Genomic DNA, 12158 nt, shown 5'->3' on the forward strand with positions numbered 1-12158 from the left:
TATACTCCGCGCGGCCCGTTCGTCCGGACGACAATGGACGTGCTACTCTTGGGCGCGAGCGGTCGTATCGGGCAGCGAGTCGCGACCGAACTCCTCGACCGCGGGCACTCGGTGACGGGCGTCTCCCGGAGCGGGACCGTCGAGGGGATCGACGACGAGGCGTTCGCCGCCGTCGCGGGCGACGCGACCGACCCCGATCAGATCGCGCGGCTCGCGGCCGGCCACGACGCGGTCGCATCCGCGCTCGGACCGGGTGAGGACGACTCGCCGGAGGTCCTCACGGAGATGATCGAAGCGGTGATCGAGGGACTGCGTCGTGCCGGGGTCGACCGACTGGTGTGGACGGGCGGCGCCGGCGGACTCCGTGTCGGGCCGGACACGCGGCTCGTCGAGACGGAGGAGTTCCCCGACGAGTGGGAACCCCTCGCGCGAGCGGCCATCGACGCGTACGGGATCCTCGAAGGTGCCGACGACCTGCGGTGGACGTACTTGGCGCCCGCCGCGCTCATCGAACCCGGCGAGCGGACGGGCGAGTACCGGACCGCCGAGGGGGAGCTGGTGGCTGACGAGGAGGGAGACAGCTACATCTCGATGGAGGACTTCGCCGTCGCGCTCGTCGACGAACTCGAATCGGGCGACGGGGTCGGTAGCTACGTCGGCACCGGGTACTGAAACGGCGCGACGCGGCGCCGCGTCCGCCCCTTTAGAACGGGTACTCGCGCGGCTCGTGCTGGATCGAGATCCACTTCGTCTCGGTGATCTCGTCGAGGAACGCGTCGCTGTTGTAGTGGCCGACGCCGGAAGCGCCGATCCCGCTGAACGGGACGTGCGCCTCGTCGTTGATCGGCTGGTCGTTGATGTGGACGTTGCCTGTCTCCATACGGTCGGCGATCTCCTTCGCCGTGCCGAGGTCGCCGGAGTGGACCGCCCCGGAGAGCCCGTACTTCGTGTCGTTGGCGATCTCGACCGCCTCGTCCACGTCGGAGAACGGGATCACCGGCGCGATCGGGCCGAAGTGCTCGTTCGCCGCGGCGGGCATGTCGTTGGTCACGCCCGAGAGGACGGTCGGCGCGACGACCAGCGAGTCGTCGACGCCGTCGACGTCGACCGTGTGGCCGCCGGTCTCCAGCGTCGCGCCCGCCTCGACCGTCTCCTCGACGTAGCCGAGCATCTCGTCGCGCTGCGACTCGTCGATGATCGGGCCGACGATCGTCTCCGGGTCGTGGACGCCGCCGGCCGGCAGCGACTCGGCCCGCTCGACGAGGCCCGCGACGTACTCGTCGTAGATGTCCTCGTGGACGACGTGGCGGTTGATCGAGATACACACCTGTCCCTGGTGGACGAAGGAGCCGAACGCGGCGGCGTCGAGCGCGCGGTCGAGGTCGGCGTCCGCGGTGACGACGTGCGCGTTGTTGCCGCCCAGCTCCATCGCCGGGACGGCGAGGTTCTCGCCGGCGAGGCCCGCGACGCGCTTGCCGATCTCCGTCGAGCCGGTGAACGCGACGACGTCGCTCTCGGGGTGGCTCGCGACGCGGTCGCCGATCTCCGAGCCGCGGCCGGTGACGACGTTGACGACGCCCTCGGGGAGGTCAGTCTCTTCGAGCAGCTTCGCGAACAGCAGCCCGCCGGTGATCGGGGAGTTCGTCGAGGGTTTGAGCACCACCGAGTTCCCGGCCGCGATGGCGGGCGCGACCGCCCGCATCGAGAGGTTCAGCGGGAAGTTCCACGGCGAGATCACCGTGACGACGCCCTTGGGGCCGACCTGGAGCTGGTTCTCCTTGCCGGGGATGTTGGAGGCGGCGTGTTCCCCCTTCATCCGACGCGGGAGCGTCGCGGCCTCGCTCGCGTGGTCGGTCGCGATCTGGATCGACGTCTCGCCCATGATGGCCGAGCCGCCGACCTCGTACTCCAGCAGCTCGATTATCTCCTCGCTGTGCGCGTCGAGCGCGCCGAGGAACTGCTGGACGACCTCCTGCCGGCGCGCGGGCGGCTGCTCGCCCCACGCCTCCTGTGCCTCGGCGGCCGCCTCGTAGGCGGCGTCCACGTCGGCCTCCGTCCCGGCGGCGACTTCCGTCACCGTCTCGCGCGTCGAGGGGTCCTCGACGGCGATGGTCTCGCCGCTCTCGCTGGCCCGCCACTCGCCGTCGACGTAGAGCCGGTCCCAGTCCGCGTCGATCGATAGGTCACTCATTGCGTTTTATCAAACGGGGGAAACGGGGAAAAGAGGAGAGATAGCGGAGATGTCGTCCGGATAGCGAGAGGGGGATGGGTCGAGGTGCCCGCCCGCGTTCCGCCCGCTTCAACAGACTTTACCGCCCGGTAAACGAGAGGTGACGTATGAGTCAGTTCGACCGGTCCGGCGGCGTCGCCTCCGACGGAGAGCGCACGGACCGCATCGATGGCGCCGACGCCCCGGCCGCGACCCCGCGAACCGAATCGCGGATCCCTCCCTCGGAGGTGTTCTCGGTCCTCGGCAACGAGACGCGGGTCGAGGTCCTTCACGCGCTGCTCGAACTCGGCGGCGACGAGTCGCCCGTGAGCTTCACCGACCTGTTCGAGCGGGTCGACGCGACGGACAGCGCGAACTTCAGCTACCACCTCGACCAGCTCACCGGTCACTTCGTCCGGCGGCGCGACGACGGCTACGAGTTCCGCGCGCCCGGGCGGAAGGTGGTCAGCTCCATCTTCACCGGCACCCTGACCGAGCGGGCGCAGCTCGGCTTCTTCCCGGCGGAGGGGTCGTGTCACGCCTGCGGCGGCGACCTCCACGCCTGGTACGTCGACGACACGCTCTCCATCGGCTGTACCGACTGCGGCGCGATCCAGGTGAGCTACCCGTTCCCGGCGGGCGCGCTCGACGGGCGGTCGACCGACGACCTGCTGGAGGCGTTCCACCACTACGTCCGGCACCACTACTGTCTGGCCGCCGACGGCGTCTGCCCCGAGTGTACCGGGACCGTCGAGACCGATCTGGTGCGGACGCCCGACGAGGAGGGTCAGGAGGTCGCGGTCGAACACGCCTGCCAGCGCTGTAGCTACGACCTCCGCTCGACAGTGGGACTCCTCCTTCTCGACGACGCCGACGTGCTCCGGTTCCACGCGGACCGCGGCGTCGACCTGAGCTCGGCGCCGTTCTGGGAATTCGACTGGTGCGTGAGCGACGCCGCGACGACGGTCGTCTCCGAGGACCCGCTGCGCGTTCGCCTGACGGTCGCCTGCGCGGGCGACGAGATGCGCGTGGGCGTCGACGAGACCGGAACGGTCGTCGAGACCGACGGCCCGGAGCTCGACGCGCGGTAACTGCCAAAATCTGGACGATCGCCCCTCGACGACTGCGGACAGCGAGATTTATTTATAAAGAACTACGGTGGCGCGTGCCTGCGAGCGGCCGGTAGGCCGCGAGCAGCACGCGCGAGGGACGCGGCGAACGCGAGCGGCGCAGCCGCGAAGCGTGAGCCGCGAGGCTGGGGAGGCGTGAGGTGTGGGTGCCGTGCGGGGCGGGACTCAAAGGGGCAGTCGTGAGACGGGCGCAGGCGATGTAAGCACCGCAACGAGGGAGCGATAGCGACCGAGTGAGGCGCGCAGCAAGCGTGCGCCCGTCTCACGACTGGCCCTTTGGAGGTGTTTGCCGCCAACTCGCAGTCGATGATTTATAAGCGAGCGGCTGGGCTTTGGAAGAGTTCTCTGCCGATCTACTGTTAGCTATTTATAAGCGAGCAGTTGTTTCGGACGAGATAATCTCCGAGGAGGTGGGACTCCAGAGTCGAAAAGTGAGAGAGAAAGAGGCCGCCGCGACTGCCCACAGCCCCGCTCCGTCGCCGGCGGCCGAGCGCACGGAGCGGGGAACCGTCACGACATACCGATCTCGCGGTCGACTACGCTTCGATTACTCGAACAGTTCGACGGCCTGCTCGTAGCGGCTGGACGGCTCGTCCCAGTCGACGACTTCGAAGAAGTTGTCGACGAACTCGCCGCGGGCCGGGCCGTAGTCGTGGTAGTAGGAGTGCTCCCAGACGTCCAGCGCGAGGATCGGGTGACCGCCCCAGACGGCACCCTGGTCGTGCTTGTCGACCACGACGTTGCGGAGCTGGTTCGAGAACGAATCGTACACGAGCAGCGCCCACCCGCTCGCCGCGGAGGCAGCTGCCTCGAACTCGCCCTTCCAGGCCTCGTACGAGCCGAAGTCCTCCTCGATGCGGTCCGCGAGGGCGCCTTCCGGCTCGGCGCCGCCCTCGGGCGACATGCTCTGCCAGAACAGGTCGTGGAGGATGTGACCCGAGGAGTTGTGAGTCACGTTGCGGATGGCCCCGCCGGACGAGGAGAAGTCGCCCGCGTCGCGGTTCGCTTCGAGCGTCTCTTCGGCCGAGTTCCAGCCGTTGACGTACCCCTGATGGTGGGTGTCGTGATGCCATTCGAGAACCTGCTCGGAGATGTGCGGTTCCAGTGCGTCGTAATCGTACGGCAGCGGATCGAGTTCGTAGCTCATTGTTGCGTCTCACTATACTCGCGCCACGGGTAAGAAGATTCTCTGTAACGCGTTCCAGTAAACAATCTGTATAGTCTGTAGTACCATAAAAACGTGCGAAAAGACCACTAAACGTCTTTCTCTGAAAATACAGTACAGAAAGTGACCATTTCTCAGTTCCGTAATCGTGATGCTTATCGCCGGTGGTCGGCTCCGTTCGAACGTGACTGAAAACGAGTCGAGCGCGACCCGGACGGCGCCCCTCTCAGGCCAGACCGTCCGCCACGGCACCGGGGTGAACTCGAATCGAGCGTTCCCGACCGAGGCGCACCCGCAGCACCTCGATCCGTTCGTCCTCTTCGAGCGGTTCTACATCGAGCCGAACGAGGGGTTCCCGATCCACCCGCACCGCGGGTTCGAGATCGTCTCGTACATGATCGAGGGCGGGATGGACCACGAGGACAGCCTCGGCGTGACGAACACCGCCCGCGAGAACGAGGCGATGCGACATCACGACCGGCGGCGGGATCCGGCACTCCGAGTTCCCCGCCGACGGCGCCGGCTCGGAACGGACTCCAGCTCTGGGTGAACCTGCCCCGCGAGGACAAGGAGATGGACCCCGACTACTCGGACGCCGCGGCCGACGAGCTTTCGACCGAGGCGGTCGACGGCGCGACGGTCACCACGGTCGTCGGAGAGGGGTCGCCGCTGTCGACGCACACGCCGCTGGAGTACCTCGACGCCGAGGTTACCGGCTCGTGGCGGTGGTCGATTCCGGACGGCTGGACCGGCTTCCTCTACGCCGTGGACGGCGCGGGGACGGTGAGCACCGGCGGGGCGGAGAACGTCGAGAATACCGGGGGAGACGACGCGACGGAGCGCGGAGACCCGATCGCCGAGGGCGAGGTGCTCCCGGTGACCGACGCCGAAACCGTCGACGTCAGTGCCGAGGATTCGCTCCGCGCGGTCGCGGTCTCGGGGCGTCCGCATGCCGAGCCGATCAACCAGCGCGGCCCGTTCGTCCGCTGAGACTCGCCGGGTCGCGGCGAGAACACCGACCGAGTTTTTTGTAGTCGGGGTGAGATCTACCCGTATGGATCTACGCGCCGCAACAGCCGCGGACATCGACGCGGTCCGCTCGGTCGCCCGCGAGTCGCTCGTGGCCTCGTACGGACACGCCGTCGACGAGGAACTGTTGGACGAGGCCGTCGAGGAGTGGTACGACGCCGGCGACCTCGGCGACGACGTCGAGGACGACGACGCGGTGTTCCCGGTCGCCGTCGTGGACGGCGTCGTCGTCGGGTTCGCGGAGAGCTACGTCGTCGGGCGCCGCGAGCGCGTCGGCGAGATCGACTGGCTCCACGTCCACCCGGACCACAGGGGGTCGGGAATCGGCTCCGCCCTCCTCGAACGGGTCGAGTCCGCGCTCCGCTCGGCCGATGTCGACCGCATCGAGGCGCGCGTGCTCGCCGACAACGAGGCGGGGACGGAGTTCTACGAGCGCGAGGGGTACGAGCTCGCGGGCGAGCGCGACGTCGACATCGGCGGCGAGACGTTCGCGGAACGAGAGTACCGAAAGCAGGTCGGCCGGCTCAGGGGCATCTCCGAGGCGACGTACCAGACCGAGGAGGGCGAGACGGTCCACGTCGCGTTCGACGAGAGCGACCGCGGGTCGCAGGCGCCGTTCTACGTCGCGTACGCCGACCCGGACCACGAGCGCCGGTACGGCTACCTCTGTGGCAACTGCGAAGGAACCGACATCGCGATCGACACGATGGACCGGATGGAGTGTCGCGACTGTGGAAACCGACGGAAGCCGACGCGCTGGGACGCCGCGTACTGACGCGGTTCGGCTCGATCGTCGGACCGACGCCCCTTCTCAGAGCGTTTCTTTCACGCCGATGACGCGTTCCTCGGCTTCGCGGCCGGGGTCCCACTCGCTCCCGTCGCGGTCGGACTCGCGGTGTTCCTCGACGGTCCGTTCCATCGCCTCGTCGACCGGGGTCGACTCCCAGCCGAGGTCGGCGAGCGCACAGGTGTCGAGCAGGTGCGGGTACTCGCGGTAGAGGGTGAACTCGTCGGGTGCGAGTCCGCCGGCCGCGAGCGCGTCGTCGCTCGCCGGGACGATCTCGCAGTCGACCCCGCCCGCGTCGGCGATCGCCTCCAGCGTCTCCCGGAGGGTGAGCGCGCGCCGGTCGCCGACGTTGTACGCCGTCCCCGGTTCGCCGCGCTCGGCGACGATCCGCAGCGCGCTCGCGACATCCTCGACGTACGCCCGGTGCCAGAGGTTCTGCCCGTCGCCGGGGACCACCACGCGGTCGTAGGTGAGCACGCGGTCGATCCAGTAGTCGAGCCGCTCCGTGTAGTCGTGCGGCCCGTAGACGATACACGGGCGGACGGCCATGGCGGAGACTCCCTCCTCGGCGGCCGCGAAGACGGCGCGGTCGCCCTCCGCCTTCCGGTTGCCGTACGTCTCGTGAGAGTCGTCGGTCGCCTGCGCGTCGGTACACGGCTCTAGCGGCGTCTCGTCCTCCCGTTTGGGGATCTCCTCGGCGGCGTAGCTGGACCCGGACGAGATGTACACGTAGCCGTCGACGTCGGCGAATACCTCCGTGGCGGTCTCCACGTCGGCCGGGTGGTAGGCGACGCAGTCGATCACGATATCGGGGTCGACCGACAGCTTCGCGGCGCGTAACGCGGTCTCGTCGGTCCGGTCGCCCTCGACGTGAGTGACCCGGTCGTCGTCAGCGAAGGGGTTCTCGTGGTTTCCTCGGTTGAATATCGCGACCTCGTAGTCGTGTGCCAGCAGTTCCTCGACCGTATGTCGGCCGATAAAGCGCGTGCCGCCGACGACGAGCGCCGTGTCTGTCATACTCGGGATCGGACGAGCGAGGTGAAAAGCGTGGCCGAATCGGAAGGCGAGTCGGTCGCTGACGACGCGGACGACCGCTGCCTACTCGTCGTCCCGAGGCCCGTCGCCGCGCCACCGCCGGTACAGGAGGTACGCGACACCGAGACCGATACCCCAGGTCCCGACGCCGAACACCGCGATCGCGATTCCGCCGAGGAACTCGCCGGTCGGCAGGCCGAACATACCCGAGTTCGGCGCGTCCGCCACATAAACGCTCCGAGAGAGGGGTAGCTTCTCAGGGCGTGAGACCGTACGGTCGGCTATGTCAGATCACTCCCTACGGCGACCCTGGCTCGCCGCCCTGCTCGCGCTCGTCATCTCCGGACTCGGCCACGCGTACCTCCGTCGGTGGGCCCGCGCGCTCGGCTGGTACCTGGCGGTCACCGCGGCGGTTGTCGTGTTCGTTCCCGACGCCGCGATCTCCGCCGCGTTCACCGGGAACCCCCCACCGCTCCGCGACATCGCGCCCGCCGCGGCGGTCGTCGGGGCCAGCGTGATCGACGCGTACGTCGTGGCCCGCCGGAACAACCGGGAGTACGAGCGGGAACGCGACGCGGCGCGCGCGGCCGACCCGGCGGACGCGGTCGCCGATTCCGACGCCACGTCCGCGGAAACGTCGGCGGGCAAAGGAACTCCGGCGTCCGCGGAAACGATCCGCTGTCCGGAGTGCGGCAAAGAGACGGATCCGACGTTCGACTTCTGTCAGTGGTGTGCGGAGCCGCTGGGGGAGGACGACGCGTCGTAAGTACGAAAGCAAAAGATCCGGACCGCGAACCGCCTCAGAAGAGGTAGAACAGCGGGAAGATGAACACCCAGACGATGTCCACGAAGTGCCAGTAGAGACCGAAGTACTCGATCGGCCGCTCGTCGTCGAGGTAGTGGCCCTGGTACGCCCTGACGAACAGGAAGATGGCGATCACGAGACCCAGTAGCACGTGGATCCCGTGAAGCCCAGTCGTGACGTAGTAGATCGACGCCTGAATCGGGTCGCCGTGGGCGTTCGCCGAGATGGTCACGCCGCGGTCGAATATCTCGTGGTTCCACTCCCACAGCTTGATCGCCATGAACGTGAACCCGAGCAGGATTGTCGTGCCGAGCGTCGCGAGGAGTCCCTGCCGGCTCTTGCGGCGGGCGGCGACCAGCGCTAAGATCACGGTGAACGAGGACGTGATCAGCACGAAGGTGTTGATGAGTCCCGGCAGCGACTCGGTCAGCGGCGACCAGCTCATCCAGCCCGCGTTGTAGCGGACGAAGACCGCGGCCGAGATGAACGCGCCGAAGACTATCACGTCGGAGGCCAGGAAGAACCACATCCCCAGCTTCACCTTCTCGATGCCGTTGAACGGCCAGCGCTCGGCGAACTCGGACGGGGGCGCGTAGAAGTCTTCGAGACCCCACTTCACGCCGGTGTAAAGGAGACCGACGATACCGAGGAGTATCGCGATCGGGTACAGCGCGTTCGAGACGGTGACGCTGCTCTGCGCGGCCGTCTCGCCCAGCTGGACGGTGACCGAGTCGGCGAAGCCGGAGAAGCCGAACAGCGTGACGCCGAGTGCCAGCGAGAGCGCGAACGGCCAGATGCTCGCGTGGCTCGGGTGTTTGTCCCAGTAGGGGTACTCCGAGATGTGCGCCGAGTGGCTGTCGCCGCCGTCAGTGGCGACGTCGCCGTTGTCGTCGGTCTTCATCGCGGGACCGCCGTCCGGCACGTAGTCTTTCACGAACTCCAGCTTCCCGGAGGCGTACGACGGCCGGTTCGGCCAGTTCTCGAGCGGCGGGGGCGAGGAGATCGCCCACTCCGCCGTCCGCGAGTAGTCCCACGGGTTGTCGCCGGCCGGCTCGCCGGAGACGTAGGACTTCGCGAAGTTGTAGAACATGATGAAGAAGGACAAGCCGAGCACGAAGGCTCCGATCGTCCCGAACTGGTGGTAGATCTGGAACTCGGGGTTGTACTCGAACACCCGACGGGGGGTCTCCCAGCCGAGGAACATCGAGAAGTAGACGGCGTTGAAGCCGATGAAGAACACCACGAAGTGGAGCTTCCCGAGCAGCTCGTCGTACATCTTCCCCGTGATCTTCGGGAACCAGTAGTAGGCCCCGCCGAACAGCGCCGTCGCGCCGCCGAACATCACGTAGTGGAAGTGCGCGACCACCCAGTAGGTGCCGCGGAACTCGTAGTCGAGCACGATGGCGCCGAGGAAGACGCCCGTGATCCCGCCGAGGATGAACAGCAGCAGCGCGCCGAACGCGAACAGGAACGGCGTGGTGAACTGTATCCGCCCCTTGATCAGCGTGTAGATCAGCGCGAAGACGACCAGGTCGAAGGGGAGCGATATCCCGATGGTCGTCGCCATCATCAGCGTCTTGATCTCCAGGTTGATCGTCGTCAGGAACATGTGGTGCGATCCACACGAGGAACGACTGGACGGCGATCAGACAGATGGAGATGATCACCCACTTCCGCCCGACGAGGCGACGCCCGGAGAACGTCTGGAACAGCTCCAGCATGACGCCGAGCGCCGGGAAGAAGACGATGTACACCTCCGGGTGACCGAAGAACCAGAACAGGTGGCCCCACAGCAGGGACCCGCCTTCGGTCGCGGAGAAGTAGACGCTCCCGAGGACGCGGTCGGCCGCGAGGATGAGTCCGACCGCGAGCAGCGCGGCGAACGCGAACAGCATCATCCACACGGTCGCGAGCATCGACCAGGTGAACATCGGCATGTCCATGATCCCCATTCCCTCCGCGCGGGAGTGGTGGATAGACGTGAGGAAGTTCACCGTCGACGCCGTCGTACCGGTGACGAACATCGCGAGCGCGAGCACCGCGCCGGTCGACCCGATGCTCGGCGTGTACATCGGCACGTTGAGCGGGGCGTATATCGTCCACCCCGCCGAGAGCGTGCCGCCCTGGAAGAAGCTGATCGCGAGCAGGACGCCCGAGAACAGGTACAGCCAGTAGGATAAGGCGTTGAGCCGGGGGAACGCGAGGTCGTCCGCGCCGATCTGAAGCGGCACGAAGTAGTTCGCGAACCCGAACGCGAACGGCGAGAGGAACCAGAACACCATGATCAGCCCGTGGGCGGTGACGGCCTCGTTGTACGCCAGCCCGGAGAGGATCTGGCTCGTCGGGTCCCACAGCTGGAGGCGGATGAGCAGCGCCATCACGCCGCCGAACAGCAGGAAGAACAGCGCGGTGATCGTGTACAGGATACCGATGTCCTTGTGGTTGGTCGTGACGAGCCACCGCTTGACGGAGGTTGTCGGCGGGAGTCCGCTCATGCGCTTACCCCGCTCGCAGCGGTGAGTCCGGCACCGGGAGCCTCGATACTGGCGCTCTCGGAGCTGTTACCGGTGCTGTTGTACCACTCTTGCCACTCGTCTTCCGGGATGACCGTGATCTGGCCCTCCATTGCGGAGTGACCCGAACCGCACAACTCGAAGCACTCGACGCGGTACGTCGCCTCCCCGCCTTGCGCCTCGACATCCTCGGAGCTCACCGTGAACCAAGTCTCGCTGTGATCTCCGGGGATGGCGTCGGACTTTATCCGTAAGTCCGACGAGCCGAAGTTGTGCCACACGTCTCTCGACGTGATGTTGAGGTCGACCCGCTGGTCGGCCGGCACGATCAGTTCACCCCGTTCGGTGTGCCCGTTCGGGTATTCGTAGGCCCAGCCGTACTGGTAACCCTCGACCATAATCTCGATATCTCCCTCGTCGCCGGTGTCCGGTCCCTGCTCGACGTAGAGGAGCAGCCCGTACGCGTACACGACGAGGCTGATGACGACGATCGCGCTCAACCCGAACGAGAGGAAGAGCTTCTTCGCTTTCGGACCGCCCTGTCCCGTCGGGAGCTCGCCCACGACCGGCGCGTCGAACTCCTCGTCCGACCGATTGCCGTCGTCGCGGTACTTGTACACGTTCCACAGCGTGTACGACACGACGATGGTGCCGACGAGGGTACCGAGCGCGAGGAAGACGAAGAAAATCTCGTCGAAGATCTCCGCCTGTGCGCGCCAGTCGTTCCCCTGTTGTAGGATAACTGGATCTATCATGTTCGTCTGTCTGCTCTTGTACCTCCCTTAGCGATGGCACACTTATCTCTTGTGTAGCGGGGCGAACGATCGGGAGTCGAGGACCCGATTTCCCCGCCCGAACCAGCTCCCACGAGTCGCCTCCCGGAACTCGGAGCCGGGAGCGCCGAAAGCGGGACGAAGCACGGCGCGTCGAAGGGTATTTGTACGCGCGAACGGAGGCCCTAACAACGGATATCCATGACATCACTCAGCCTCTTGAGCACGGGTCTGATGGGCCTACTCGTCGCCGCCACGTTCATCGCAGTCGCCGAAATCGGGGGAAAGCGGTCCGCCCCCGGAGGTACCGAGGCGGACGGACGCTACGAGGCGACCGTCGCGACGCTCGGCGAGATCGTTCGGACGCCGGTCGTGTGGGCGATTTCGTTCGTCGGCGTCACCGTACTGGTCGGCGGGAGCATCCTCCTCGGCGTCGGCAGCTTCGGCCTCCCCGAGGGGCTCGCCGGCACCCTGGTGAACGTCGCGTACCTGCTCGTCGGGCTGCTGCTCGTCGGCTTCGTCTTCCTCGGCGCGTACTTCGCGACGCGGAGCCGCGGACTCGGGAACGCGCACGGCGTCGCCGCCGGGACCCTCGCGACCGGCGCCGCGTTCCTCGTCCTCGTCAGCGCTCAGCTGCTCGTCGGCGTCGTCGGCTGAACAGACCCGTCGCCTTTTCCTCGACGACTGCTACAGAGAGCCGAACATAGTGCCG

At 67.0% G+C, this 12158-nt stretch carries 10 protein-coding genes and 2 pseudogenes; 6 read left to right on the top strand and 6 right to left on the bottom strand.

All coding sequences use genetic code 11. From position 1 onward, the window contains the following. Window positions 1-33 precede the first annotated feature (33 nt). A complete protein-coding gene (locus ACODNG_RS02915; protein WP_434522362.1) occupies window positions 34-672 on the top strand; it encodes an NAD(P)-dependent oxidoreductase in 639 nt (212 codons plus the stop codon). A 31-nt stretch (window positions 673-703) separates the two neighbouring features. Here ACODNG_RS02915 and ACODNG_RS02920 read toward each other — a convergent pair whose 3' ends face one another. Next, window positions 704-2191 carry an aldehyde dehydrogenase family protein gene (locus ACODNG_RS02920; RefSeq protein WP_434522363.1) on the bottom strand — a complete coding sequence of 496 codons (1488 nt, stop codon included), beginning with the start codon at window positions 2189-2191 and terminating at the stop codon, window positions 704-706. A gap of 146 nt (window positions 2192-2337) precedes the next feature. Between ACODNG_RS02920 and ACODNG_RS02925 the strand changes: the two genes are divergently transcribed. After that, the gene (locus ACODNG_RS02925) at window positions 2338-3300 is read left to right on the top strand and encodes an ArsR/SmtB family transcription factor (protein ID WP_434522364.1); all 963 of its coding nucleotides are present in this window, start codon (window positions 2338-2340) and stop codon (window positions 3298-3300) included. Between the two features lie 586 nt (window positions 3301-3886). Here ACODNG_RS02925 and sod read toward each other — a convergent pair. Continuing rightward, window positions 3887-4486 carry a superoxide dismutase gene (gene sod / locus ACODNG_RS02930; RefSeq protein WP_434522365.1) on the bottom strand — a complete coding sequence of 200 codons (600 nt, stop codon included), beginning with the start codon at window positions 4484-4486 and terminating at the stop codon, window positions 3887-3889. A 202-nt stretch (window positions 4487-4688) separates the two neighbouring features. On the opposite strand from sod, the pseudogene ACODNG_RS02935 reads away from it, so the two are divergent. Both ACODNG_RS02935 and ACODNG_RS02940 read left to right on the top strand, forming a co-directional pair. Then, window positions 4689-5494 (top strand): annotated as a pseudogene (locus ACODNG_RS02935) (pirin family protein). 64 nt (window positions 5495-5558) lie between these two features. Then, window positions 5559-6308, top strand: a complete 750-nt coding sequence (locus tag ACODNG_RS02940; protein WP_434522366.1) for a GNAT family N-acetyltransferase — start codon at window positions 5559-5561, stop codon at window positions 6306-6308. A 36-nt stretch (window positions 6309-6344) separates the two neighbouring features. Here ACODNG_RS02940 and ACODNG_RS02945 read toward each other — a convergent pair whose 3' ends face one another. Together ACODNG_RS02945 and ACODNG_RS02950 are read right to left on the bottom strand one after the other, a co-directional pair. Further along, window positions 6345-7337 (bottom strand): NAD-dependent epimerase/dehydratase family protein, encoded by a 993-nt coding sequence (locus tag ACODNG_RS02945; protein ID WP_434522367.1) that lies wholly within the window; start codon window positions 7335-7337, stop codon window positions 6345-6347. An 81-nt stretch (window positions 7338-7418) separates the two neighbouring features. Beyond that, window positions 7419-7559 (bottom strand): hypothetical protein, encoded by a 141-nt coding sequence (locus ACODNG_RS02950; protein ID WP_434522368.1) that lies wholly within the window; start codon window positions 7557-7559, stop codon window positions 7419-7421. A gap of 79 nt (window positions 7560-7638) precedes the next feature. Here ACODNG_RS02950 and ACODNG_RS02955 point away from each other — a divergent pair, with 79 nt between their 5' ends. Then, window positions 7639-8121, top strand: coding sequence for a DUF7575 domain-containing protein (locus tag ACODNG_RS02955; protein ID WP_434522369.1), 483 nt, complete (start codon window positions 7639-7641; stop codon window positions 8119-8121). A 34-nt stretch (window positions 8122-8155) separates the two neighbouring features. Here the strand turns inward: ACODNG_RS02955 and ACODNG_RS02960 are convergent. Both ACODNG_RS02960 and coxB read right to left on the bottom strand, forming a co-directional pair. Then, window positions 8156-10655 (bottom strand): annotated as a pseudogene (locus tag ACODNG_RS02960) (cbb3-type cytochrome c oxidase subunit I). Continuing rightward, window positions 10652-11428, bottom strand: coding sequence for a cytochrome c oxidase subunit II (coxB, locus tag ACODNG_RS02965; RefSeq protein WP_209546094.1), 777 nt, complete (start codon window positions 11426-11428; stop codon window positions 10652-10654). Before coxB ends, ACODNG_RS02960 begins: the two are co-directional and overlap by 4 nt. Window positions 11429-11680: 252 nt before the next feature. Between coxB and ACODNG_RS02970 the strand changes: the two genes are divergently transcribed. Continuing rightward, a complete protein-coding gene (locus tag ACODNG_RS02970) occupies window positions 11681-12103 on the top strand; it encodes a hypothetical protein (RefSeq protein ID WP_434522370.1) in 423 nt (140 codons plus the stop codon). Window positions 12104-12158 lie beyond the last annotated feature (55 nt).

It is taken from the genome of Halorubrum sp. AS12 (assembly GCF_051122765.1).
Classification (GTDB): Archaea; Halobacteriota; Halobacteria; order Halobacteriales; family Haloferacaceae; genus Halorubrum; species Halorubrum trapanicum.

Bases quoted from the DNA above. Each gene is read 5' to 3' on its own strand.
- ACODNG_RS02915 (WP_434522362.1), top strand. From the start codon at position 34: ATGGACGTGCTACTCTTGGGCGCGAGCGGTCGTATCGGGCAGCGAGTC.
- ACODNG_RS02920 (WP_434522363.1), bottom strand. From the start codon at position 2,191: ATGAGTGACCTATCGATCGACGCGGACTGGGACCGGCTCTACGTCGAC.
- ACODNG_RS02925 (WP_434522364.1), top strand. From the start codon at position 2,338: ATGAGTCAGTTCGACCGGTCCGGCGGCGTCGCCTCCGACGGAGAGCGC.
- sod (WP_434522365.1), bottom strand. From the start codon at position 4,486: ATGAGCTACGAACTCGATCCGCTGCCGTACGATTACGACGCACTGGAA.
- ACODNG_RS02940 (WP_434522366.1), top strand. From the start codon at position 5,559: ATGGATCTACGCGCCGCAACAGCCGCGGACATCGACGCGGTCCGCTCG.
- ACODNG_RS02945 (WP_434522367.1), bottom strand. From the start codon at position 7,337: ATGACAGACACGGCGCTCGTCGTCGGCGGCACGCGCTTTATCGGCCGA.
- ACODNG_RS02950 (WP_434522368.1), bottom strand. From the start codon at position 7,559: ATGTTCGGCCTGCCGACCGGCGAGTTCCTCGGCGGAATCGCGATCGCG.
- ACODNG_RS02955 (WP_434522369.1), top strand. From the start codon at position 7,639: ATGTCAGATCACTCCCTACGGCGACCCTGGCTCGCCGCCCTGCTCGCG.
- coxB (WP_209546094.1), bottom strand. From the start codon at position 11,428: ATGATAGATCCAGTTATCCTACAACAGGGGAACGACTGGCGCGCACAG.
- ACODNG_RS02970 (WP_434522370.1), top strand. From the start codon at position 11,681: ATGGGCCTACTCGTCGCCGCCACGTTCATCGCAGTCGCCGAAATCGGG.